This window comes from Corallococcus sp. CA054B (genome assembly GCF_003611625.1).
Classification (GTDB): Bacteria; Myxococcota; Myxococcia; order Myxococcales; family Myxococcaceae; genus Corallococcus; species Corallococcus coralloides.
Map to the genome: position 1 here is coordinate 42,152 of NZ_RAVY01000017.1, position 23,305 is coordinate 65,456.

Annotated in this window: 18 protein-coding genes, 1 tRNA gene and 1 pseudogene; 2 read left to right on the plus strand and 18 right to left on the minus strand. The window is 67.6% G+C overall.

The window, feature by feature from the left end:
* Positions 1-18: 18 nt before the first annotated feature.
* The 3 genes from D7V80_RS06800 to D7V80_RS06810 all read right to left on the minus strand — a co-directional run bounded on the left by D7V80_RS06800 (position 19) and on the right by D7V80_RS06810 (position 2,494).
* Complete coding sequence (locus D7V80_RS06800; protein WP_120587386.1) at positions 19-204, minus strand: hypothetical protein; 186 nt, start codon at positions 202-204, stop codon at positions 19-21.
* Between the two features lie 115 nt (positions 205-319).
* Complete coding sequence (locus D7V80_RS06805; RefSeq protein ID WP_120587387.1) at positions 320-1,225, minus strand: MsnO8 family LLM class oxidoreductase; 906 nt, start codon at positions 1,223-1,225, stop codon at positions 320-322.
* A 3-nt stretch (positions 1,226-1,228) separates the two neighbouring features.
* Entirely contained in the window at positions 1,229-2,494 is a 1,266-nt protein-coding gene (locus tag D7V80_RS06810) for a lanthionine synthetase C family protein (RefSeq protein ID WP_120587388.1), read from the minus strand.
* 205 nt (positions 2,495-2,699) lie between these two features.
* On the opposite strand from D7V80_RS06810, the gene D7V80_RS06815 reads away from it, so the two are divergent.
* Positions 2,700-3,593: an efflux RND transporter periplasmic adaptor subunit gene (locus D7V80_RS06815; RefSeq protein WP_120587407.1), complete on the plus strand. Its 894-nt coding sequence runs from the start codon at positions 2,700-2,702 to the stop codon at positions 3,591-3,593.
* A 12-nt stretch (positions 3,594-3,605) separates the two neighbouring features.
* On the opposite strand, the gene D7V80_RS06820 is transcribed toward D7V80_RS06815, so the two are convergent.
* From D7V80_RS06820 to D7V80_RS43825, 10 genes and pseudogenes are all read right to left on the minus strand, one after another.
* Entirely contained in the window at positions 3,606-5,003 is a 1,398-nt protein-coding gene (locus tag D7V80_RS06820; RefSeq protein ID WP_120587389.1) for an MBL fold metallo-hydrolase, read from the minus strand.
* Positions 5,004-5,008: 5 nt separating this feature from the next.
* Entirely contained in the window at positions 5,009-7,222 is a 2,214-nt protein-coding gene (locus D7V80_RS06825) for a peptidase domain-containing ABC transporter (protein ID WP_120587390.1), read from the minus strand.
* A complete protein-coding gene (locus D7V80_RS06830) occupies positions 7,215-8,162 on the minus strand; it encodes an efflux RND transporter periplasmic adaptor subunit (protein WP_120587391.1) in 948 nt (315 codons plus the stop codon). The genes D7V80_RS06825 and D7V80_RS06830 overlap by 8 nt, the downstream gene beginning before the upstream one ends.
* Before the next feature lie 347 nt (positions 8,163-8,509).
* Positions 8,510-9,223: an immunity 52 family protein gene (locus tag D7V80_RS06835; RefSeq protein WP_120587392.1), complete on the minus strand. Its 714-nt coding sequence runs from the start codon at positions 9,221-9,223 to the stop codon at positions 8,510-8,512.
* A 12-nt stretch (positions 9,224-9,235) separates the two neighbouring features.
* Complete coding sequence (locus tag D7V80_RS43605) at positions 9,236-10,633, minus strand: Tox-REase-5 domain-containing protein (protein ID WP_233585190.1); 1,398 nt, start codon at positions 10,631-10,633, stop codon at positions 9,236-9,238.
* Positions 10,634-11,051: 418 nt separating this feature from the next.
* On the minus strand, positions 11,052-11,768 hold the full coding sequence (locus D7V80_RS06845; RefSeq protein ID WP_120587408.1) for a M48 family metallopeptidase: 717 nt from the start codon (positions 11,766-11,768) through the stop codon (positions 11,052-11,054).
* 8 nt (positions 11,769-11,776) lie between these two features.
* Positions 11,777-14,869: a type I restriction endonuclease subunit R gene (locus D7V80_RS06850; protein ID WP_120587394.1), complete on the minus strand. Its 3,093-nt coding sequence runs from the start codon at positions 14,867-14,869 to the stop codon at positions 11,777-11,779.
* Positions 14,862-16,121 carry a restriction endonuclease subunit S gene (locus D7V80_RS06855; RefSeq protein ID WP_120587395.1) on the minus strand — a complete coding sequence of 420 codons (1,260 nt, stop codon included), beginning with the start codon at positions 16,119-16,121 and terminating at the stop codon, positions 14,862-14,864. Before D7V80_RS06855 ends, D7V80_RS06850 begins: the two co-directional genes overlap by 8 nt.
* Positions 16,112-18,532 (minus strand): class I SAM-dependent DNA methyltransferase, encoded by a 2,421-nt coding sequence (locus D7V80_RS06860; protein WP_120587396.1) that lies wholly within the window; start codon positions 18,530-18,532, stop codon positions 16,112-16,114. The genes D7V80_RS06855 and D7V80_RS06860 overlap by 10 nt, the downstream gene beginning before the upstream one ends.
* A pseudogene (locus tag D7V80_RS43825) lies at positions 18,532-18,737 on the minus strand (helix-turn-helix domain-containing protein). The gene D7V80_RS06860 and the pseudogene D7V80_RS43825 overlap by 1 nt, the downstream one beginning before the upstream one ends.
* Before the next feature lie 173 nt (positions 18,738-18,910).
* Here D7V80_RS43825 and D7V80_RS43830 point away from each other — a divergent pair.
* Positions 18,911-19,042 carry a hypothetical protein gene (locus D7V80_RS43830; RefSeq protein WP_158616562.1) on the plus strand — a complete coding sequence of 44 codons (132 nt, stop codon included), beginning with the start codon at positions 18,911-18,913 and terminating at the stop codon, positions 19,040-19,042.
* Positions 19,043-19,568: 526 nt separating this feature from the next.
* Here the strand turns inward: D7V80_RS43830 and D7V80_RS06875 are convergent.
* The 5 genes from D7V80_RS06875 to gap all read right to left on the minus strand — a co-directional run bounded on the left by D7V80_RS06875 (position 19,569) and on the right by gap (position 23,295).
* A tRNA-Leu gene (locus D7V80_RS06875) sits at positions 19,569-19,650 on the minus strand.
* 85 nt (positions 19,651-19,735) lie between these two features.
* Positions 19,736-20,149, minus strand: coding sequence for a preprotein translocase subunit SecG (gene secG / locus D7V80_RS06880; protein WP_120587398.1), 414 nt, complete (start codon positions 20,147-20,149; stop codon positions 19,736-19,738).
* Between the two features lie 84 nt (positions 20,150-20,233).
* Positions 20,234-20,995, minus strand: coding sequence for a triose-phosphate isomerase (tpiA, locus tag D7V80_RS06885; RefSeq protein WP_120587399.1), 762 nt, complete (start codon positions 20,993-20,995; stop codon positions 20,234-20,236).
* A 36-nt stretch (positions 20,996-21,031) separates the two neighbouring features.
* Positions 21,032-22,225: a phosphoglycerate kinase gene (gene pgk, locus D7V80_RS06890; RefSeq protein WP_120587400.1), complete on the minus strand. Its 1,194-nt coding sequence runs from the start codon at positions 22,223-22,225 to the stop codon at positions 21,032-21,034.
* A 56-nt stretch (positions 22,226-22,281) separates the two neighbouring features.
* A complete protein-coding gene (gap, locus tag D7V80_RS06895; RefSeq protein WP_120587401.1) occupies positions 22,282-23,295 on the minus strand; it encodes a type I glyceraldehyde-3-phosphate dehydrogenase in 1,014 nt (337 codons plus the stop codon).
* Between the last annotated feature and the right edge of the window lie 10 nt (positions 23,296-23,305).

Genomic DNA, 23,305 nt, shown 5'->3' on the forward strand with positions numbered 1-23,305 from the left:
ATCGCAGTCGAGCAGGACTTAGTTGGCCTGTTCGTGCGTGTAGTCGCAGCAGTTGTTCGAGAGCCACACGATGGTACCGCCCACGACCTGGTCGAGCGCGCCCACCTGCGAGTCGTTCAGCTCGCGCAGCGTCTCCTTCTTCAGCGACAGCTTCAGCTTCAGCGACTTGGCGTTGTCCTGCTTCTGCGACTTGGTGTTGGCCATGAAGCCCTCCGGGTAGGGGTCAGACCACGGCCGGCCCCCGGAGTGCTCCGGGGGCCATCCTCCGTGGGAGGCCAACGATAAATGCGCGCCGCGCTGTTTGAAACAAGCAGTGCGCTTAATCTGCTTCAGTCGGGCCCGCGTTGAGTCCAATGCTCTCGGAGAGAAGCTCGTAGCACTCCCGGCGCGTGGCGAAATCCGGGGCCTGATCCAGGAAGACGAGCTCCCGAGTGCCGTAGCGATGGGCGAGGGCCTCGAGCTGCTCCCGGCACTGCCGTGGGTCTCCGATGACGGGGGCGACGTCGCCGGTCTTGGTGCCGGAGGCAGCCGCCCGCCGCCGCGCCTCCGCCTCCGTCGGCGCGCACAGGCCCGTCACCGCGAGGACCGCCTGGGGCCGGGGCTGCTCGGGCCGGGGGCGGAACTCGGCGCGGTAGATGTCGAGGACGCTGGGGTCGTCCCGGCTCGACAGGTGCGCCAGCGAGTGGCCGTAGCAGGTGCCGTGCAGGGCCGCCATGCGCGCGGTGAAGGGCCGCGCCGCGCCCAGCAGCCAGACGGGAGGCGCGCCCGGAGGGTGGAATGCAAGGGGGGACTCCCCCCGGAGCAACTCCAGCAATTGCGCCACGCGCCGCGGGTACTCCTCGTTCACCTCCGCGAGCGAACGCGTGTCGCAGCGCATGGCCTCCATGACGGACGGCTCGGCCCCTCCCCCGCCCACGCCCAGGTCGATGCGTCCCGGGAAGAACGTCTCCATCAGCCGGAACGCCTTCGCCACCCGCATCGGGCTGTGCAGCTTCAGCAGGATGCCCGCGACCCCCACGCGCATGCGCTCCGTGCTGCCGGCGATGAGGGCCGCCAGCATGTCCGGCGCGTGGTGGGCGGCGGTGGGCTCGTGGTGCTCGGCCAGCCAGTACCGCGAGTAGCCCAGGGCCTCGGCGTGCTGGGCCAGCTCCACCGATTCGTAGAGGGCCGCGCGGGGCGTGGCGCCCTGGCGGAGGGAGCAGAAGTCGAGGATGCCCAGCCGCATGGCTCAGGCCTCCGTCTTCGCGGGCGGCCGCGGCCGGAGGGACATGAGGAGGCACTCGTCCCAGTCCGGCTCCTGGCCGGTGGCACCCGCCAGCAGCGCGAGCGCGATGCCCGCGGCGCCGAACTGGAGGTTGTCGTCGGGCCGCTTCGGGTCCTGCTGGAAGCAGTAGCCTCCGGGGCCCTGCCCGGGCTGGCGCAGCGCCAGCGTGTGCTCGAACCAGCGCACCGCGGCCTCCTCGAAGATGGGGCGCCCCGTCGCGTGGAAGAGGCGCGTGAACAGCAGCGCCGTGCCGGCCGTGCCGCAGCACAGGTTCGCGCTGCGCCTGGGCACGTAGGGCGGCCGCTCCAGCCCCTCCCGCGCCACGGCCTCCGCCCACGCGAGCGCGCGGGCCTGCCAGTCCGAGTGTCCCCACGACCGCGCCGCCCACCACAGCACGGCGGTGATGCCGGGCGTGCCCACGCACCAGCTGAAGCGTGCGTCCACGACGGGCTCGTCGCCGTGCAGGTAGTGGGGGAAGCCCGGGCGCTCCCCGGGGCCCGCGAGGTTCGCCATCCACGCGAAGCCGCCCTCGAGCAGCGCTCCCACGCGCTCCCGCGCGATGCCGTGCGCATGGAGCGCGCCCAGGAGGGCCAGCCCGCCCGGCATCCCGTGTGCCACGCCCAGCGTGTACACGCCCCGAGGGAACGCCTGGGGGTTGCCATAGAGGCGCAGGGAGTTTGGAGGCATGGGCCAGCGGAGGCCCTGCGCGGTGGGCTCGGCGGTCTCCTCCAGGATGGCCACCATGCGCTCCAGCAGCCGGGGCGTGGATGGGTGGGGCGGGCGCTCGAGCGCGTACAGCCCCAGGCCCGCCAGCCCATCGCGCAGGTCGCAGGGATGGGGCCAGGGGCGCAGCTCCAGCTCCTGGGCAATCGCCTCGTCCACCGGCCCGCACACCTCCTCCACGTCCAGGTCGGGGTGGCGCGCCGACAGACGGGCGGCCACCCAGCCCAGCCCGGCCAGACCTCCGTGAAGGCCGACCTTCGTCCGCTCGGCCCGGAGGAACCCTTCCGCGGAGAGCTGCAGGTGCTGCCCCACCTTGTCCAGAAGGTCGGTGTCCAGCGCCCGGCCCGCGGACTCGAAGAAGAGGGCCAGCCCCGCGTCTCCCTTCGCGAGGTCCGGCGGTCTGCTCACGAGCGGCGCGCGGGCCAGGTCCTGGACGATGGCCTCGGCCGCCTCCAGGGCGCGGGCCCGCGTGGGGCCGGAGAGCACGGGCTTCCAGGCGTTGCTCATGGATGTCGATCCTGGGTGGAGGCCCCGGGCCCCGCTTGCGGTGGGGCCGAGCGAAAGCCGCGCATTCTTCCCAGCTTCCCGGGCCCGTACAACCCTGCCCTCCCCTCCGCGCACCGCGTGCCATGGGGGAAGGTGTGCCGGGCGGGGCCGTGGGCTACAGTCCGCGAGGACGGCGCACCTTCAGGACCGCAGGGTGGAGAAGCACGTGACGAGGAGCGGCAGGGCGTGGGCGTGGGTCACGACGGGCGTGGTGCTCCTGGGTCCGGGCGGCGCGCTGGCGTCGTCCCCCGAAGAGGCGCGGGAGCCGGCACGGGTGCTGGCGGCATCCCGGCCGCTGCTGGGGGTCGTGGTGGCCAGCCAGGTGCTGGACGTCGTCTCCGAGGTGGAAGGACGGCTGAGCGAGGTGAAGGCGCGCCTGGGAGACCGGGTGGAGGCGGGCCAGGTGCTGGCCACGCTGGACCCGGAGCCGCTGAAGCTGGAGTTGAGCGCGCGCCAGGCCAACGCCCGGGCCGCGGGGGCCGAGCATGCACGGGCCTCCCTCCTGCTCGCCCAGGCGAAGCAGAAGCTGCAGCGTGAGCAGCGCATCCGCGAGCACTCGGCCGCCGAGGCCCTGGAGGCGGCGGAGAGCGCCGTGGCGCTGGCGGAGGCCGACCTGACGCTGGCCCAGGCCCGCCTGTCGGAGGCGCAGACGCGGCTGGCCCAGGCCGAGCGCGACGTGGCCCAGGCGCGCATCCGCGCCCCCTTCGCCGGCATCATCACCGAGCAGTACCTCACGCCGGACATGCGCGTGAGCCGCGCCACGCCGCTCTTGCGTGTGGTGAGCGACGACCTGCGGCTGCGCTTCGCCGTCCCGGAGACGCTCGCCCCCTCCGTGCGCCCCGGCCTCCCCGTGCGGGTGCGCCTGGCCGCGGTGGACGTGGAGCTGGAGGGCACGGTGGAGCGGCTCGCCCCAGAGGTGGACCCGGCCTCGCGGCACCAGAAGGCGGAGGCCGTGCTCACCGTCCCGGACGCGCTGCGCGCCCGACTCTCCAGCGGCCTGCTGGCGGAGGTGTTCCTCCAACCTCCCGCCGAGACGAGGACGCGCGGCACCCACCGCTGAGGTGCCGGGCCTTCAGCGCCCGGGCCCGCGCTCCAGCACCAGCCGGCCCCGCTCGAAGCGGGCCACGTCGCCGGGCGTCCAGTCCAACACCTCGGTGGTGGCGCCACGCCGCGCCAGATGCTCGCGCACCTGCGCGTTGCAGGCCGCCTCGGAGGGCTCGCCGTCGCCCCACCCCACATCGGTGATGGGGCGGCCCACGCCCTCGAAGCCGTTGGCGTAGGGCAGGAAGTAGCGCGCCCCGGCGAGCGCGCACAGCTCCGCCACGCCCTGGGGGCCGGCCGTGGAGCTGCGCAGCCGCCCGGCCTGGTGCTCCTCGTAGAGCCCGCGCAGCCGCTCCCAGGGCAGCGCGGCCCAGTAGTGGCTCAGGCCCCCGAAGAAGGGGGCGAGGAACTCCCGCTGACACGCCAGCACCACGTCCACCGGCCCGTGCGCCTCGCGCGAGCGCGCCACCACCTCCGCCATGCGGCCCGCCGGATCATCCCCGGCGTCCACCAGCACCAGGCACGAGAAGTCCCCGGTGTCGAAGCGGTAGCAGTTGCCCCAGCTGCGCAGGCCCTCCGGGAGCGGCGGCCCGTCCGGCGCGGGCTGCTCGCCGTGGAAGGGCAGCACGTCCACTCGGAGGTCGCCCACGCGCCGGGACTCCCCCCAGGCCGGAGCATGGACGGCCTGCCCGCATGCCTCCAGCACGTGGGAGAAGTCCTGCGGGGTGAGCAGGTTGACGCGGGGCACGCGGGGCACGAGCACGGGGGTGTCCCGCGGCAGGTGGGCCAGGAGCGACGGCACATGCCAGTGGTCCACGTGGCCGTGGGTGATGGCCACCGCGCCCAGGGCCTCCGGAGCCAGGTTGCCCGGCACCGAGCCGATGTGCCGCAGCCGACGCTGGAGGGGAATGGGGTCCACCAGCACCGACGTCGTGCGCGAGCACACGAGCAGGCTGGCATGCTCGCGGCGGTAGAGGCCCGGTCCGGACGGCTCCGGCCAGGGCGCCTCGGCGGGGGTGGCGCGGAAGAGCGCGTCCTCGAAGCTCTCCGCATCGAAGGGCCACGCCTCGCGCACCTCGTCCAGCGTGTCCGCGCGCGAGACCGCGCGCAGGAAGTCCGCGACGACGGGCACGGCCTCCGGCTCCAGCCGCGTGCTCCAGCGCGACTCGCCCTGCTGGAGCACCCACCACCAGGGGCCGGGCGCCGGGAACAGCACCCCGTCGTCCACCAGCGGCCCGCCGTCCTTCACGGCCCCGGGGCGCAGCAGGGGGCGCCCCAGCCTCGCGTTGGCGTCCTCCAGCAGGCGCCGCGAGGCGTCGGGCTCGAAGCCCCGCCGCAGCAGCTCCCGGAGCAGCTCCGCGAAGGGCAGCGCCCCCCCGTGCTCGGACAGCGGGGTGAGGTCCACGACGACGTCCGGAGCGAAGCGCATGCTCTTCAGCCCACCGCTTTCCGAGGGCCTTCCTGGGCGGACACCAGCTCGAAGTACTCGCCCCGGCGCTCCATCAGCTCCGCGTGCGTGCCACGCTCCACCAGCTGGCCTCCGTTCATGACCAGGATGAGGTCCGCGTCGCGCACGGTGCTCAGCCGGTGGGCAATCACCACGCGGGTGCAGCGCAGCTCCGCGATGGCGTCCTGCACCGCGCGCTCCGTCTTCGCGTCCAGCGCGTTGGTGGCCTCGTCCAGCAGGAGGATGGCGGGGTTGCCCACCAGGGCGCGCGCCAGCGCCATGCGCTGCCGCTGGCCGCCGGACAGCGACGAGCCCATCTCGCTCAACACCGTCTCGTAGCCCATGGGCATGGCGGAGATGTCGTCGTGGACCTGGGCGCGCTTCGCCGCCGCCTGCACGGTTTCCAGCGGGAGCTGCGGGTCCGCGTAGGCGATGTTGCGGCGGATGTCCCCGCGGAACAGCGACGGGTTCTGCAGCACCACGCCCATCTGCCGGCGCACCTCCTTCAGGTCCATCTCCGCCAGCGGCACGCCGTCGAAGCGGATGGAGCCGGACGAGGGCAGGTACAGCCCCAGGAGCAGGTGCGCCAGGCTGGACTTGCCGGCCCCGGACGCGCCGACGATGGCCACGAACTGGCCCGGCTCGATGGTGAGGGACACGTCCCGCACCACCGGCGGCGAGTGCACCCCGTAGCGGAACGACACGTTCTCCACCTGGATGCGGCCCTGGAGCGTGTGGGCGCGGTGGCGCGTCCCAGGCAGCTGCTCGGGGGGGGCCTGCAGCACGTCGTCCACGCGGGTCAGGTAGCTGCGCACCAGTTGGAGCTGGAAGGCCGTCGTCACCAGGTTGGAGACGGGCAGCAGGAAGCCCGCCGCCAGGGCGTTGAGCGCCAGCATCTCCCCCATCGTGAGCTGGCCCTCCATGACGAGCAGGGCCCCGGTGCCCATCACCACCAGCGGGGACGCCATGCGCAGCGTGCTGGTGATGGACTCGGTGAGGGCCTCCAGCCGTCCGCGCTCCAGCGACACGTTGAGCACGTCCACGTAGAGGTTGGACCAGTGCTGCACGGCCTTGTCCTCCAGCCCCAGCGCCTTGAGCGTCTGGATGCCGGAGAACACCTCCACCTGGTAGTTCTGCGCGGACGCGCTGACCTCCAGGTTCTTCGCCATCAGCTCCCGCTGCCGGCGGCTGGCGAAGACGAAGACGAGCACCTGGAGCAGCGCCAGGCCGAACACCAGCGCGCCCATCCGGGGACTGCCGGCCAAAAGCAGGCCCAGGTAGAGCAGCACCAGGCTGCCGTCCAGCAGCGTGGAGAGCGCGCCCGACGTCAACATCTCCCGCACGGTGGCGTTGCTGTTCAGGCGGTTCATCAGGTCGCCCGCCGAGCGCAGCTGGAAGAAGGTGAAGGGCAGATGGACCAGGTGGTCCAGGAAGCCGAGCGTCAGCCGCGCGTCCAGGTGCGTGCGCAGCTGCAAGAGCAGGTGCGCGCGGACGAACGAGGACAGGAACTGGAAGACCACCAGCGCCGTCATGCCCGCGGCCAGCGTGGCCAGGAGCGGCGTGTCCCCGCTGGGGACCACCCGGTCCACCACCGCGCCCGTCAGCGAGGGCAAGGCGAGCGCGAAGAGCTGCAAGAGCAGCGACATCACCGCCACCCGCAGCAGCGCGGGACGCTCCTGGAGCAGCAGGTGCAGGTAGCGGCGCGACCCCTGGCGGGGCGCGGACGTCTCGAAGGTCTCCGAGGGCTCGAAGAGCAGCGCCACGCCGGTGAAGGCCTTGCGGAACTGCTCCAGCGGCACGCGGCGCCGGCCGAAGGACGGGTCCACCACGTCCACGCCCTGGCGCGCCAGCCGCTCGAAGACGACGAAGTGGCGGAACTCCCAGTGCAGCACCGCGCCGGGCGTCAGCAGCTGGAGCTGATCCATGTCCACCTGCACCGCGCGGCTCACCAGCCCGAAGCGGCGCCCCGTCTCCAGCAGCGTGCGCGCGCTGATGCCCCGGGTGGTCAGCCCCGTGGCGGCGTGCACTTCGTCCAGCCCCACGTGCCGGCCCCAGTAGCCCAGCACCATGGCCAGACACGCCGCGCCGCAGTCCGTGGACGCGAGCTGCGCCACGTAGGGAATGCGCCGGCGGCCCAGCCGGTCACCCAGGCGGCCCAGCGCGGGAAAGCGCTCGAAGAACGAAGGAGAGGGCTCAGCCACGGTGTTTCCCGAGCAGCTCCAGCACCGGCAGCAGGGTCACCCAGCCATTGCGCGCGCGGACCCGCACCCAGGCCTGGCCGGGCATGCCGGTGAAGTAGGCGTAGGTGTCCTCGCTCGTGTTGAAGGTCTCGGAGGGCAGCTTCGCCTCCACCAGCACCAGCGGGCCGTCCGTCACGGTGAGGGCGTCCTTGAGGCCGGGACCCAGCAGGCGCCGCACCTCGGCCGGCCCCACCAGGTCGTCGCTGACGGAGGCCACCTCCAGCATTTGATAGGAATAAGGGAAGCCGGTGAGCTCCAGCCGCAGCGGCTGGCCCGGGTGCAGGAGGGGGCGGTACTGGCCGGGCAGGAGCGCCACCGCCCACGTCTCCGCGCCGTCGCGCACCAGCGAAGCCACCACCTCGCCCGGCTGGAGGAACTGCTGTTCGCGCACGCGCACCTCGCCGACACGGCCATCGCACGGGGCCTTGAGCACGCGCTCGGACATGCGCGCCTCGCTCAGCTCGAGCTGGGCGCGAAGGCCCGCCAGCGCCTGCCGTGGACCCGTGTTGGCTGGCTCCAGGAGCCACGCGGCGAGCTGTGAGCGGAACTCCTGATCCACCCGCTCCCGCTCGGCGACCTCGCCGCCCGCGTACAGCTCCACCAGCGGCTGGCCCGCGCGGACGCGCTCGCCGCGGCGCACCAGCACCCGGCTGACGCGGCCGCCCTCCGTGGAGGTGACCTCCTCCAGTCCCTTGACGCGCACCAGCACCGGGCCACGTGCGTAGTCATTGATTTCGACGAGGGACAGGCCCACGCCCCCCACCACCACCAGCCCCACCAGGACCCACCACGTCGCGTGGATCCACCCCGGCATCAGGCGCAGCAGGCCCCCCCGGGCCTCGGGTCGGGCATGGTGCTCCAGGGCTTCTTGCCGGAAGACGGGGCGAGGTGAATCACTCATGGCTGCTTCATCCGCCGTGGACGATACCGGCAGGCTCTGCCGTCACAAAGCAGCGGGCAGTGCGCGTCACGATGATGCTTGAGCCAGAAACGACAAGAGCCCCCGAGTCGCTTGGACTCGAAGCCAGCAGATCACGTCAAGGTACGCCAGTAAAATCAGGCCCTTGCGCGGGCAAGCGGCGAAGCACGTCGAGTCAGGTCGAAGGGCGCCCCCCAAGGCCACGTCCCACTACGGTATCGCCGCCTCCGGGCCGACATTCTCCCGAGGCGAGGTGCAGGGCTGGGCGAATCTTCCGGGCTGCGAGTTCCCGGACTCGCGAGCCGGCACATCGAATCTGTGCCGGTGTACTAGCCTTGGGGCTGAATCGGCTTCAACAGTCCCGCCCGGTTGAGCTGGTCTTGTACCTGCTCGGCGAGCGCGAGGTGCTCCGGGTTGCTTACCGTGAAGCGCTCAGGGCACATGACGATCAGCGTTCCTTTGTCCCCGATCAATTCGATCTGCACTGGAGCGGGAAGCGGGGGCACCGGACCCAAACGACGAGACAGGTACGTGACCCAGCCCACGAACGTGCCCGGCACCGCGAACTCCGACACCCTGTCTCGATGCGCCGTAGACGTGGCGATACCCCATTCAGGGTCCCAAGCCAAAGCCGCTGCACGAAGCGCCTGCGACAGGACGGACGCGGTGAGAATACGCTCTCTGGCTTCACCTCCTGTCGGAAGGTCCATCACGCAAAGATCCCCCAGGAGTTTCGAGGTGGATCCACAGGCGAGCCTGACGCCAGTGCTTGCACCATCAGGCTCTCCGTTCCATGCAGAGAAAGAAACGCCAGCCTCATCATTCCGGTACTTCTTCCCGAAGAGCTTGAGGAGCGACTCCTCATTCGGCACAAGTGGGTGCTTGAGCGCAGCGGCACGAGACCCTGCTTTCTCGAACCATCGGCTGAACGTAGGTTCGGCAGGCCCTAGGAGGCGGAAGAAGACTTCGGCACGTCGAGCGTATGACTCGACCGACTCAACCCGCCCCGGCCAGTACGCCCCTACGTAATATTTCTCGCTCATCGAGCCTGTTGCCTACGGAGACGGCGGGGTGAAGACAACCTTGATTGTGCCAAGCCCTTCGTTCCTGAACAGGTCTCTCACGGCGTCAGCAACTTCGCGTTCCGCGAAATGCCAATGAATCGGAGTGCCCTTGGCCGCCTTGAATTGTCTCTTTGCTTGCTCAAGCATTCCGTCAGCGCCTCGGAACCAGGTTCTGAAACTCCCATCCTTGAGGAACCTGGCATAGCCCGGCCCCTTTGTTTCAAGGAGCACCCCCATCTTGAAGCCGTCGAACTTTACCTCGTGGACCGTGTAGACCTTTCCTGCCGGTGCCCCGGTGACCTGGGCCTGGTACTTGCGAGATGCCTCGCTCATGCTTTCGCTGGCACTCCCCCACCGCCCAGGGCCTTGCTCCTCTGGGGCCGAGGGTTGACCCGAAGCCGCGCCGGTCCGATGAAGGATGATGGCCGCCCCGGGCCCTCCACTCAACACCGACGCCGCGCGCCCCACCGGCACCGCGACGCGCTCGACGACCAGCGCCCCCTCCACTGAAAGCGAGAGCACCGGCACCGTGGCTTCGACGCCGGCAGACAAGCCCGTCAACGTCCGCGTCGTGGCCGACGCTGCGCCCCAGGTCGCGATGAAGCTCGTCGCAAGCCGCGCCACCTCGCGGATCTGCTCGCCCCGAGTCATGTACCGAAAGCGCTCCCAGTACGCGGGCGACGACGCGATGAGGGCCGCGATACCGGCCGGCAGGTGGCTCAGCGCCTTCATGCTGTCCACGGGGCGGGAGAGGGCCTGCCCCAGTGCGTGGTACAAATCCACGAAGGCATCCTGTGCCCCATCCAGCGAGCGACTGATGACATCCGCGTCGCTGTACACCTCGGCCAGGGGCCGCCAGTCCGAAGCCTGGAGCTGGGCATCGACTTGCCGGAAGACACCGCCCTTGCCGCTGTAAAAGCGCCCCAGTTCGAAGCCGTGCGCGCGAAACGCTCCGTCCTTCCATTCGACCGGCGCCACCTTCTGCTGCGTGTTTCCATTGAGGGCCCACGCGAGATAGCCATCCGGCCGGAGGACGGCCACCTGCTCCCGGGAGAAGCGCTCCACCCGGCGCAGCAGCTCCTCCCGCGAAACCTCGCCGCCCTCCAGCACTTCCCGCAGCAGGAAACCCGCCGCCATTCGCGGAGGGAAGTTGCCCAGCGTCACGGGTTTCTGCATCAGTTGCCCCAGCAGCCGCGCGGCCTGCGTGGGTGTCAGCCCGCCAACGGCCAGGGGCCGCGCGTCCAGGGTCTCCAGTCCTGCGTCCACGAGGAGCTTCTCCCACGCATCTTGCTTCGTGTCCCGGCGAGCAAGGCTGCCGCCCACGGCCCCTGCCATTGCTCGCGAGCCTTCGCCCGCCGCTTCCTCGCGGACGTTCCGGTGGCCCGCCATCCGATCTCGCTCCCTGGAAGTGGAAAGGGCGGTCCGCGATGAGGCCCGAATGGGAGGCTCCTCCTCACGCGGCTCCTGCGCCCACTGTGACGCGGGGGCTGGGCGCTCCGTGTAGCTCAAGCTCGCGCCTGGACGAGGCGTGGGCGACACTGAGACGCAACCTGTCACCAACGCGGCAAGGGCAAGCAGCAGGACGTCAGCGCGCATTGTCCACCTCCATGCCCACGAAGGCGAGGACCCTCGGCCGTAGCATACTGTCGTTCTCCGGGAACAGCGCAGACTCAGATCGCGCTGGTCCTGGCCTATGCTTCGGCTCCTGAGGGACGGCGGGCACGAGCGCCAGCTTACGCATCGAGGCGTGGTTCTTTTTGGAGGCCGGAGTGCTCTCCCAAGCAGACGCCTCCCCGCCGATCACCAGCTACTCGCGCCAATTCTCCGCGGCGAGCGGCAAGGCGTTGAGCTCCGCGCGTGCCTCTCTCCACGAGGGGTAATGCTTGTCTAAGAGGCCGATGAAGCGCTCGCTATGGGTCGGTTCGATCAGGTGCAGCAACTCGTGGACGACCACGTACTCCACGAGGTCCTTGGGCTTCTTAACCAGTTCGGTGTTGAGCCGAATATTGCCCACCCGATGGTTGCAACCTCCCCACTTCGTCTTCATGCGCTGGAGGTAGTAGCCGGTGACGCTGACCCCGAGCTTCGCCTCCCACTTCGCTATGAGGGGCGGCACCACCTCGTGGAGCAACGTCTTGTGCCAGTCGTGGATGATGTCCGCGCGCTTCGCCGCGCTTGTGCCCGGCCGCACGCGAAGCGTGATCCTGCGGTGGCCGAGACGAACGCCGGGCTTCTCGTCGGCCTCGACGAGCGTCAGCAGATAACGCCGCCCCCAGACGTAGTGACTCTCGCGTTCGACGAAGCGTCGCGGCGTCTCTCGCGCCTGGGCCTGCAGCCTTGCTCGTTGCTCCCTGATCCACCCCAGCTTCGAAATCGCGTAGGCGTGCGCGACCTCGACACGAGTGGCCCTCGGCGCGACCAGACTGACTCGGCCCGCCGGCGGATGCACCGAGAGGTGAACGTGCTTGACGTCCTTCCGGGTCATCTCGATGGCGATCTCGCCAATTTGGAGCGTCTCGGCCATCAGCATCCTCAGTACCCCGGCTGGTTCTTGATGATCTCGAAGAGGGCCTGGGTCGCCGTCCTGTCTCGGTCAAGGAGCGGAAACAGCGCGTTCAAGACCTGCGCCTCGCGCGCCTGATCGCCTTTCCATCCGGCCGGGGCACGCTCGCGCACGACGACATCGATCTGCAAGGCAAGCGCAGCCTTCTCATCGTCGCTCGTCGGGCACTTGAAGTTCGTCGCCGCGATGCTCCCCAGGTTGTTGAACAACACCGAGGCCTCGTGCTTGCCGTGCAGCGCAGCAGGGATGCCCGCCTCGGGCTGCCTCGCCGCGAGCCGCTTCACGAGCGCCTCTGACTTGCGCAGGAACTCCTCGTAGGCCGCCGCGTCGGCGCGGCTCTGCTTGATGAGGTCATCGAGTAGCTTCGACATCTGCTCGTAGAACCTGGGATCGGTGAGCTGGTCGCGGATGATCGTCTTGCGGACGTTGTTGATGATGCCCTCGGCGATCGCGTTCTTCGAGAGCTTGCCCTTCTCGTTCAGCTTCTTGGCGATGGCGTCGTGTATGCCAGTCTCAATGATCAGCTCGGTCAGCGACATCTCACCCAGCTCACCGAGTTCGGCGGCAGGATCGGCTTGGATGTACGTGTTGATGAGGTGGCGCATGTCCGCCTCGTAGGGCTTGATGTCGAGCTCCTCGCCGGAGTGCTTCTTGATGGCGGCGCGGAGGTCTCCGTAGAGCTCTACCTCCTTCTGCAAGGTGGCCGCTTCCGCGTCGGAGTAGCCGGCCGCTGCGAGGTCCTGCGCGACGGCCGCGAAGGCGCGAACGAAGACGGCCACCGCCTTGTAGAACGAGATACGCAGCGGCTCGGTCTCATTCAGCGCGTTCGGGTTCGCGGCGTCGCCGCAGAAGTAGTGAAGGAACTGCTCCACCTCGCGTGGATTCGCGACCGGCTCGCACAGGTAGCGCAGCGCCTCACGTGCCTCGTCGAGCTTCTTCTTCCCCTCTTCGAGCCAGTTCTTGAGGTGGACATTGTTCTCTGCGTCGCCACCGTCGTCGATGTCCAGTTCGTCGGAGCTGTAGACGGCAATGGCCTGCTGCACGTCGCCGAAGAGTTCCTTGAAGTCGACGATGTGGCCGTAGTCCTTGTCTTCTCCGTCGAGGCGGTTGGTGCGGCAGATGGCCTGGAACAGGTTGTGATCGCGCAGCTCGTTGTCGAGGTAGATGTACGTGCAGCTTGGCGCGTCGAAGCCCGTGAGCAGCTTGCTGACGACGATGAGCAACTTCATGTTCGCGGGCTCCTCGATGAAGCGCCGCTTCACTTCGTCTTCGTACTGCTTCGTCGTCTGCCCCTTCTTGAGGACGTGCTGCGTGTAGGTGTCGAACTTGTAGCGCTCGTCGCTGTTCGCTGGCTCGCGAGAGATGGCGTTGTGGTTCGGCTCGTATGACGTGATGATGCCGCAGTACGTGCCGAAGCTCGTGTTCTGGAAGAGCCGGAAGTAGTGGCAGGCGTCGTAGATCGACGGCGCGACGAGGATTGCCGTACCGCGATCATTGTTCAGGCGCGGCTTGAGGCTGAAGTCCTCGATGATGTTGGCGATGATGCGCTGCTTGCGTTCGCCCGCGCTCATCAGCTCTTCCATCGTTGCCCAGCGCTTGCGAAGCACCGCCCTCTGGAAGTTGTTGAGGCTCTTGGTCTTCTGCTCGAACCACTTGTCGATGGCCGCCCGCGACGTGAGCCGCTGCGGCACGTCGCGCGCCTCGTACTTCAGGTCGAGCACCACCTTGTCGGCGACGGCCTGGTGGAACTTGTACGTGTGGATGTACGTGCCGAACACGTCGCGCGTCATCACCTTGTCTTTGCGGAGCAGCGGCGTGCCCGTGAAGCCGATGAAGATGGCGCTCTCGAGCCAGCGCTGCATCTGCTTGTTCATGTCGCCGCCCTGCGTGCGGTGGCACTCGTCGACGAAGACGTAGAAGCGTCCCTTCACGGGCGGCGGCTCGCCCTTCAGGTCGGAGACGTCGAACTTGTGGATGAGCGCGCACAGGAGGCGCGGCGTCGCGGCCCCGAGCTTCTCGACGAACTCCGCGCGCGAGGCGATGCGCGGCGAAACGGACTCCAGGGCGATGACGCCCGCGTTCTTCATCACCCCTTCGATCTGCTTGTCGAGCTCGTCGCGGTCGGTGATGATGAGGATGCGCGCCTCGGGGTCGTGCTCCAGCAGCCACTTGGCAATGAGCACCATCAAGATGCTCTTACCGCTGCCTTGGGTGTGCCAGATGACGCCACCCTCGCGCTTGCCGATGCGCTCCTGCGTCGCCTTCACGCCGAAGTATTGGTGCTGCCTCGGTACCTTCTTCTGGCCGCCGTCGAAGATGATGAAGTTACGAAGGAGGTCGAGCAGCCGAGTCTTGTTGCACAGCTGCGCGAGCGGCCGGTCGAGCAGTGCGCCTTCGGCGGGCTGCGTGGCCTTTGGCGCCTCGTCCTTCCACTCGACAAAGAACTGCTCCGGGGTCCCCGTCGTGCCATAGCGCAGGCCCTGCGAGTCGCTGCCCGCGAGCACGAGCTGCACCGTGCTGAAGAAGGCTTTGTTGAAGATCTCTTCCTGGTTTGTGATGAGCTGCCGCACGCCGTCGGCGCTCTCCACCGAGCTGCGCTTCAGCTCGATCACCGCGATGGCGAGGCCGTTAATGTACAGGACCAGGTCGGGGCGCCGCTCGTGCCCGCCCTTGAGTGTGACCTCCTCCGCCAAGAAGAAGTCGTTCTCCTCGGGATGCTCCCAGTCGATGAGGTGCACGGTCTCGTGCGGCCGCGCTTCGCTTACCTTGACCTGCACACCGTAGCGCAGGAGCTGATACGTGCGGAGGTTGGCGGCGTAGAGCGTGGTGCCCGTCGAGTCGATGGCCTTGTGCAGCTCTTCGATGGCGCGCGTAATGTGTGCCGCCGAGTAGCCGCGCCGCTCAAGGTTCAGCTCCAGCTCGGGCCGCACGCAGCGGTTCTTCTCTTCCTTCGAGAGGTTGCCGAGGAAGTAGTAGCCGAGGTTGCCCTCGCGCTTGTCGTCTGTGAACAGCGCGATGACTCGATCCTGGGTCTTGCGCTCGGAGCGGGGCTTCTTAGACACGGGCGCCTCCTGTGGGGACGAGCCGCGTCTTGCCGGTCAGCAACTCCTGCATCATCGCTTGCTTCAGGTTCCGGGTCTTGTCCCGTCGTGCGTCCAGCGCGGCGAGCTCCGCATCCATGTCGGAAAGGACCTTCGCGATCGCACGCTGCTCGTTGGTCGAAGGCAGAGGAATTTCTGCGCTCGCGACGTGCGCACGATTCGTGGCGTACACCTTCGTTCCGGCAGCGAGACGTCGAAGGTGGGCCGCGAACATAGGGATGTACTGAAGGAACCCCTTGAAGCCATCCGCCAAAACCGCCTTGTCAAATCTGGCCGCGATCGTGTGCAGGCCAGAAACAACTTCAACCGGGTCGCCGATGTCTCTCAGTTCAACCGACTTGCTTACGCCTTCAAGATCCTCGGACGCATCGGCAAAAATGAGGTCGCCATCTCGCAGTCGGTCGAGTCGCGAAGCCTTGGCGGATGGAAGGAAGGGAAGGTCACGTGCCGCTATATGGGTGGCGCCAGAGGCGTGAATGTCCCCATAGTGCAGGTAGCGAACGCTGCCTTCGGGCAGCAACTCGGCGCGCGAATTCACTCCGTTTCGCAGGAACGTGACGTGGTCGCCAAGTCGCACGAACTTCCACTCGCCGCTGAAACCCGGCAGCCGGGTCTGGCCGGTCAAGAGTTGCTGCATCGCGGCCTGCTTGATGTCGCGCTTCTTGCCGATGAGCCGGTCGAGCCCCTCGAGCAGGGCGTCGACGTCTGCGAGCGCGCCTGCGATTGCCTTCTGCTCGTCAGGACACGGCAACGGGAACGGCAGCGGCTTGACGTGCTTGTTGTTGATCTGAGGAACTGACGTCGTGTCTGCGAACCGCCACAGTCCGATGTGGGCAAGTGCGTAGTAGAGGTACTCGCAGTCAAGGCCGCCCTGCGGCGTCAACGCCATCAAGTTCGTGTCCATGAACGATTCTTCTTTGAGGATCCGAACTTTATTCAGCGCAATTGCTGCTCCCCTCTTGGCGAAGACGACGCTGTTGGCCGGAACTGTGTCTCCGCGCTCGAACTGGTACGGGGTATCGGTGGCGCTGAGGTACTTCTCTGAATTACTCAGTTGCTCGACTTTGAAGTAGGGGATGCCGCTTCCGGAGAAGCGAAACAGTGACGGACTGGCTCCACTGGTGATCTTCACGAAGGCACCAAGTCGCGTTGCGTCCCAATCCTTCGGAAGGGGCCCCGCTTCGGTTTGCTTGTATCCAGGCTTCAAGCCCACGACGCCCCCATGTTCTTGAGATGAGCTTCAACGCGCTTCGTGAGGTCCGCCACGTCGTCGGCGAGATTCGGCAGTGGCGTGACATAGCGTTCGGCCAGCTCGCGCACGCGGGCAGCGAGCGACTGCGAGACGCGGTCAAGCTCGCCCTGCACAGCAGCCGACAACTGGGCCATCCACTTGTCGTCGATGACCAACGTCTTGATGTCCGCCTGAGTGAGCTTGGGGTACTTGCCGAGCGCCAGCGCGTCGAGGGCGGCGTCCTGCTCCTTCACCGCGCGCCTGAGCGACGCCGCGCTCTCCGTGAGCTGGAGCCACTGTTCGAGCACCCCGCGCTCCTCCTTGGCGTCCTTGTCTCCCTTGATCTCCTTGAGCCGCGCGTTGATCTCCGCCTTGGCAATCTTGTCGAGCGCACCGAGGAAGCCCTCCTCGCCGCCGTGCTCTTCCTCCAGAGCGGCGATCGCCGACTCAGTGGCCTCGAGCTCGGCCTGCTTGGCGTCGAGAGCAGCCTGCTCCCTCGCAAAGTAGCTAGTCACGATGAGGGCCTTGGGAACAACGTCGCACGCCCAGCCTTTGTCCTTCTTCTTGCCCTTCTTGTCGGTCTCGACAATCCGCCCAGGAACCGCCACCCAGCCGTCGGCGGCGAGCAGGTAACAGTCGTCCTGCATCGCCTCGGCCCAGTAGCTCATCAGGTGCTGGTAGACGTCGTAGGCGTCGAGCAACGGCACCGAACGAAACGTGGTGAGCAGCTCCTCGGCGACGTTCTCGATCAGCGCCTTCGGGTGCCCGCCCTTGCCGAACTCGATGAGCTTCAACCTCGCCGTCTTGCGCCAGTCGGCAAAGGTCTTCGTCGCCCGGTGCTGGAACGCGGCGAACTCGGCGTGGCCAAAAATCGAGGCCTTCACGCCGGCAAGCGGTACTTTCAATCGCGCGTAGCCCGGGCGCCCGGCGGACTCGAACAGCAGGCCGCGCACGCTGGGCAGCACCTTCCAGTACGCCTCGAGTGAGTCGAGATCTCGTTCGGGGATGCCGCCGCGCAGGTGGGCGTCGATGTTGTGCAGATCTTCGGGCTCACTGCTGTCGATGTAGCGCGGCAGGTTCAGGTTGAAGTCGTTCTTCGCGTCGGCGATCTCGTCGATCGGCACCATGCGTGCATAGCGAGGCACATCGACCTGCTTCACGAAGGTATCGACGATGCGGTGAATGTCTTGCTCGCGAAGGCGGTTCTTCGGGCCGTCCTTGGTGAAGCCCTTGGCGGCGTCGATCATGAAAATGCCCTTGCGGCCCGCAGCGTTCTCCTTGTCGAGCACGATGATGCATGCGGGGATGCCCGTTCCGTAGAATAGGTTGGCGGGCAGACCGATGATGCCCTTCAGGTAGCCCGAGCGAACGAGCTTCTCGCGAATGACAGCCTCGGCGTTGCCGCGGAACAAGACGCCGTGGGGCAAGATGCAGGCCGCCTTGCCCGCGCTCTTCATCGAGCGGACGATGTGGAGCAGGTAGGCGTAGTCGCCCTGCTTGGCGGGCGGCTCTCCCCACAAGAAGCGCTGGAAGGGGTCGTTCGATGGTGTGAGTCCGGTGGTCCACGTCTTGTCGGAGAACGGCGGATTGGCGACGACGTAGTCGTAGGTCCGGAGTTGCTTGTCGTCCTTGAACTTCGGTGCGGCCAGCGTGTTCCCCGAGAGGATGTTCGCGGTCGGGAAGTCGTGAAGGATCATGTTCATGCGGGCCAAGCCCGCCGTGGTGACGTCCTTCTCCTGCCCCTCCAGCGTGATGTGCTTGCCTGCCTCGGCCGCGACCTTCAGGAGCAGCGAGCCCGAACCGCAGGTCGGATCGTAGGCGGTCGTCGAGGCCTTGGTGTTCGCCTTCGAGATGCCGATCACCTTGGCGATGACGCGGCTGACCTCGGACGGCGTGTAGAACTGGCCCTTGCTCTTGCCACTCTCGGTTGCGAAGTGGCGCATGAGGTATTCGTAGGCGTCGCCGAGCAGGTCGTCGTGGTCGGCGCGGTTCTGCGAGAAGTCGAGCTCAGGCTTCTGGAAGATGCCGATCAGGTTGGTCAGGCGAGCGACCATCGCCGGGCCTTCGCCGAGCTTGTTCGGGTCGTTGAAGTCGGGGAAGTCGCTGCGGGCCAGACGGGCGTTGGCGTCGATGAGCGGCTGGATGATCTGGGTGTTGATCTTGTTGCCGATGTCGCTGTTGCCCTTGAGGGCGATCATGTCCTTGAAGCTCGCGCCCATCGGGATGGTCACGGGCGGGGCGAAATCGGTGCTGTTCCCGTACTTGTCCGTGATGTACTTGATGAACAGCATGAACAGGACGTAGTCCTTGTACTGGCTAGCATCCATGCCGCCACGGAGCTCGTCGCACGACGCCCAGATCGAGGAGTAGAGGTCAGACTTCTTGATAGCCATCAGCGACGTTCCTTGTCTTGCTCAAGCCCTTCGTGTCCGGCGCCACCCGCGCGGGCCCACTCGTCGACCTCGGACAGCTTGAACTTCCAGAGGCGGCCGATCTCGTGAGCTGGCTGCGTGTTTCGATCTAGCGGTAGACGGAGTCCTTCGCCACGCCCAGGTGCTTCGCGACGTCCTCGACGGAGACCCACGGCTCGCTTGTCATCGACGCAGCTCCGGCTGTGGATGGACCTCGGCTAGGCGAGCAAGCTATCTGGGCCGAAATCTGCCAACAAGACCCGACTAGAATCGGAAAGGTCGGATGTGGGGAGGACCGTCCTACCTGCGTGGACAACGCCCGCCCACGCCGCACGCTGCTCGGCCCACGACCCTGGAGTAGTGCCAGGAATAGTTCCTCAAGCACGCACGAACAACAAGGTCTCCACCGCGAAGAGCAAGGTGGACATCCTGCGCAAGCACTTGGTCCCCGCCTTCGGCCACCTGAAGCTGGACCAGATCGACACCGCATGAATCGAGGCGTTCAAGGCGCAGAAGGTGAAGGCGGGGCTCGCCAAGAAGTGCGTCAACAACCTGCTGACGCCCCTGCGCAAGCACCTGGCCCTCGCCCAGGAGTTCGGCGACTCAACGCGGTGCCCAAGGTGGAAAGGTCCTCCGGGAGTACCCGCGGCGCATCGACTCGCCGTGGGTGTTCCCCTTGCGGGACGATGGCTTCATCCACCACCCACAGCACACCTGCGCGGAGGCCATCCTCCGCAATGCCACGCGGGCGGGCATCCGCCCCATTGGGTGTCACACGCTGCGCCACAACCTTCGCCAGCCACCTCGCTATGCGCGGAGTGCCTCTCAAGGCCGTCCAGGAACTGATGTGGCACGCGACCATCGAGATGACTGCGCTACACGCCCACCGCAGCTCGGACTTGAAGGCGGACGCGGTACGGGCCTTCAACGTGCGCCCCAGGGACACATAGGCAGGAAGCCAAGCCCCCAAAACGACAAAAGCCCCCGAGTCTTTCGACTCGGAGGCTCTTGTTCGGAGTGCCCAGGGCGGGATTCGAACCCGCACACCTTTCGGCGCCACCCCCTCAAGATGGTGTGTCTACCAGTTCCACCACCTGGGCGTTTCGGCGGGGTCCATCTACCGGACCCCGTGGATTCACGCAACAACCATTTCAACGGTCGCGTGAATCCGATGCTTCCTGACAGCTACTGCGCGGGCGCCGGAGCCGGCGTCGTCGGCGCGGGAGCCTGCTGGCCCTCCGCCGGCGGCGTCGCGGAACGCTCCTGCTCCACCGCTCCCGGCGCAGCAGGAGCCGGCGTCGTGGCTCCCGGGGTCGCCGGGGCCGTCTTCGCCGGCGGCGTTGCCACGGAACCGCCCGCGGCCACCGAACCGCGCAGGCCCACGAACGACAGGCCCAGCGAGGTCAGGAAGAACAAGCCGGCGCAGACGCCCGTCAGCTTGCTCAAGAAGGTCACCGCGCCGCGCCCACCGAAGGCACTCGTCGCGGCGCCGCCACCGAGGGCGGAACCCATGCCGGCGTCCTTCCCCGGCTGCAGCAAGATGACGAAGATCATGAACACGCAGAGCAGGACGTGCACGATCGTGAAGAAGGTCAGCATGGGTGTTCCAAACGCTCCGTGAAAAGAGGGCGCAACCTACACAAAGTGGTCAACGGGTGACAACTTCTAACGGGGATGACGGCTTCAGCCAGCCGCCTTCACGATGGCCACGAAGTCCGCCGCCTTGAGGCTCGCTCCCCCCACGAGCGCCCCATCCACGTCCGGCTGACCCAGCAATTCCGCCGCGTTGTCCGGCTTCACGCTGCCGCCGTACTGGATCCGGACCCGCTCGGCCGTCCCCTCGTCGTACATCCGGGTCAGCAGGCCCCGGATCGCCGCGTGGACCTCCTGCGCCTGCGCCGTCGTCGCCGTCCGGCCCGTCCCAATCGCCCAGACCGGCTCGTACGCCAGCACGAACGTCGCCACGTCCGCCCCGGAGAAGCCCTCCAGCGCGCCCCGCACCTGGCGCTCCACCACCGTCAGAGTCTGGTTCGACTCGCGCTCGGCCAGCGTCTCGCCCACGCACACGATGGGCGTCATCCCGGCGGCCTTCACCGCCTTGGCCCGATTGTTCACCGTGGCGTCCGTCTCACCGAAGAACTGCCGGCGCTCCGAGTGCCCCACGATGACGTAGGCACACCCCAGCTCCGCCAGCATCGGCGCGCTGATTTCACCCGTGAAGGCGCCCGAGGACTCCCAGTGGCAGTTCTGCGCCGCCAGCTGGAGGGGCGCCCCCTCCAGCGCGACGTGCAGGGGCTGCAACGCGACGAACGGGGGCGCGATGGCCACCTCCACCTTGTCGCCCATTGCCGCCACCGCTCCGCGAAGCTCCCGCACCAGCGCGAGCGCTTCCGGCACCGTCTTGTTCATCTTCCAGTTGCCAGCGACGATCTTCCGACGAGCCATCGAGGTGTCTCCCCCGGTGCGTACCGCGTGGGTGCCCTACTTCGTCTCCAGCGCCTTGATGCCAGGCAGCGGCTGGCCCTCCAGGAACTCCAGCGACGCGCCACCACCCGTGGACACGTGGCTCATCTTGTCCGCGTAGCCCATCTGCTCCACCGCCGCCGCGCTGTCGCCGCCGCCAATCACCGTGACGGCGTCCTTGTTGATGGACATCGCCGCGGCCACCGAGCGCGTGCCTTCCGCGAACTTGTCGACCTCGAAGCGGCCCATGGGCCCGTTCCACACCACCGTCTTCGCGTCGCGGATGCGCTGCGTGTACATGGCGCGGGTCTTGGGCCCGATGTCCAGGCCCATCAGGTCCGCGGGCACCACCTGATCCGGCGTCTCCTGCACCGGGCCCTTGCCGTCCGGGTCCGCGCAGACGATGTGGTCGATGGGCAGCACCAGCGGCGTCTTCAGGCGCTTGGCCGTGTCCAGCAGCTTCGCCGCCAGCGCCAGCTTGTCGCCCTCCTCCACCCGGCTCTTGCCCACTTCGATGCCCTGCGCCTTCAGGAAGGTGTACGCCATGGCGCCGCCCACGAGCAGCGCGTCCACCTTGGGCAGCAGGCTTTCAATCACCTTGATCTTGTCGCTCACCTTGGAGCCGCCCAGGATGGCCACGAAGGGCTTCTGCGGATTGCGCAGGACCTTGTCGCCCAGGTACTCGATCTCCTTGCGCATCAGGAAGCCGGCCGCCTTCTCCTTCACGAAGGGCACCATGCCGGCCGTGGACGCGTGCGCGCGGTGCGCCGTGCCGAACGCGTCGTTGACGTAGACGTCCGCCAGCGCCGCCAGCTCGCGCGAGAAGGCCTCGTCGTTCGCCTCCTCCTCCTTGTGGAAGCGCAGGTTCTCCAGGAGGAGCACCTGCCCCGCCTTCAGGTCATTCACCTGCTTCTTCACGTTGTCACCCACGCAGTCGTCCGCGTGGATGACCTCGTGCTTGCCGCCCAGGAGCTCCGCCAGCTTCTCCGCGACGAGCACCGTGGACAGCTTGGGGTCCGCCCCCTTGGGCCGACCGAGGTGGGACGCCAGGATGACCTTGCCGCCCATCTCCAGCGCGCGCCGGATGGTGGGGAGCGCTTCACGGATGCGGGTGTCGTCGGTGACGCGGCGCCCCTCCAGCGGGACGTTGAAGTCCACGCGGATGAAGACGCGCTTGCCGGTCAACTGCAGGTCATCGATGTAGCGGATCATCTTGGGTGTCCCTTGTGCCTGTCTCGGTCAGCCTGGGGTGCCGGTGCGGGGAGGCTTTACGCCACGCCCTTGGACACGAGGAACTTCGCCGTGTCGACCATGCGGTTGGAGAAGCCCCACTCGTTGTCGTACCAGGCCATGACCTTGAGCATGTTGTCGCCCATCACGAAGCAGTTGGTCGCGTCGAAGATGGCCGAGTGCGGGTTGCCGTTGTAGTCCACCGACACCGTCTGCGCGTCGCTGAACTCCAGCACGCCCTTGAGCGCGCCGTTGGCGGCGGCCTTCATCGCGGCGATGACCTCCTCGGGCGTGACCTTCTTGGTGGTGTTCACCGTCAGGTCCACCAGGGACACGTTCGGGGTGGGGACGCGGACGGAGATGCCGTGCATCTTGCCCTTGAGCGACGGGATCACCTCACCGATGGCCTTCGCGGCGCCGGTGCTGGTGGGGATCATGGAGAGCGCGGCGGCGCGGGCGCGGCGCATGTCCTCGTGGGTGAGGTCCAGGATGCGCTGGTCGTTGGTGTAGCTGTGCACCGTCGTCATCAGGCCCTTCTCGACGCCGAAGTTGTCCACCAGCACCTTGGCGATGGGCGCCAGGCAGTTGGTGGTGCACGAGGCGTTGGAGACGATGTGGTGCCTGGCCGGGTCGTACTCGTGGTGGTTGATGCCGTACGCGATGGTCATGTCCGGGCCCTTGGCCGGCGCGGAGATGATGACCTTCTTGGCGCCCGCGGCCAGGTGCTTGGCGGCGGCGTCACGGGCCGTGAAGCGGCCGGTGCACTCCATCACCACGTCCACGTTCATGTTCTTCCAGGGCAGCGCGGAGGGGTCCTTCTCCGCGGTGACGGCGATCTCCTTGCCGTTCACGACAATGCCCTTGTCCGTGTGCGAAACCTCACCCGGCCACGTGCGGTGCACGGAGTCGTACTTGAACAGGTGGGCCAGCGCCGACGGCTTGTCGAGGTCGTTGATGGCGACGATCTCGAGGTCTTCCTTGCGGCTGAGCGCGGCGCGCAGGATGCAGCGACCGATACGACCGAAGCCGTTGATGGCGAGCTTGATGGCCATGGTTTTTTCC

What these genes read in the sequence shown, in the direction of transcription:
- D7V80_RS06800 (WP_120587386.1), bottom strand. Translation starts at nt 204, where the DNA reads ATGGCCAACACCAAGTCGCAGAAGCAGGACAACGCCAAGTCGCTGAAG.
- D7V80_RS06805 (WP_120587387.1), bottom strand. Translation starts at nt 1,225, where the DNA reads ATGCGGCTGGGCATCCTCGACTTCTGCTCCCTCCGCCAGGGCGCCACG.
- D7V80_RS06810 (WP_120587388.1), bottom strand. Translation starts at nt 2,494, where the DNA reads ATGAGCAACGCCTGGAAGCCCGTGCTCTCCGGCCCCACGCGGGCCCGC.
- D7V80_RS06820 (WP_120587389.1), bottom strand. Translation starts at nt 5,003, where the DNA reads ATGCGCTTCGCTCCGGACGTCGTCGTGGACCTCACCCCGCTGTCCGAG.
- D7V80_RS06830 (WP_120587391.1), bottom strand. Translation starts at nt 8,162, where the DNA reads ATGAGTGATTCACCTCGCCCCGTCTTCCGGCAAGAAGCCCTGGAGCAC.
- D7V80_RS06835 (WP_120587392.1), bottom strand. Translation starts at nt 9,223, where the DNA reads ATGAGCGAGAAATATTACGTAGGGGCGTACTGGCCGGGGCGGGTTGAG.
- D7V80_RS43605 (WP_233585190.1), bottom strand. Translation starts at nt 10,633, where the DNA reads ATGGCGGGCCACCGGAACGTCCGCGAGGAAGCGGCGGGCGAAGGCTCG.
- D7V80_RS06845 (WP_120587408.1), bottom strand. Translation starts at nt 11,768, where the DNA reads ATGGCCGAGACGCTCCAAATTGGCGAGATCGCCATCGAGATGACCCGG.
- D7V80_RS06860 (WP_120587396.1), bottom strand. Translation starts at nt 18,532, where the DNA reads ATGGCTATCAAGAAGTCTGACCTCTACTCCTCGATCTGGGCGTCGTGC.
- secG (WP_120587398.1), bottom strand. Translation starts at nt 20,149, where the DNA reads ATGCTGACCTTCTTCACGATCGTGCACGTCCTGCTCTGCGTGTTCATG.
- tpiA (WP_120587399.1), bottom strand. Translation starts at nt 20,995, where the DNA reads ATGGCTCGTCGGAAGATCGTCGCTGGCAACTGGAAGATGAACAAGACG.
- pgk (WP_120587400.1), bottom strand. Translation starts at nt 22,225, where the DNA reads ATGATCCGCTACATCGATGACCTGCAGTTGACCGGCAAGCGCGTCTTC.
- gap (WP_120587401.1), bottom strand. Translation starts at nt 23,295, where the DNA reads ATGGCCATCAAGCTCGCCATCAACGGCTTCGGTCGTATCGGTCGCTGC.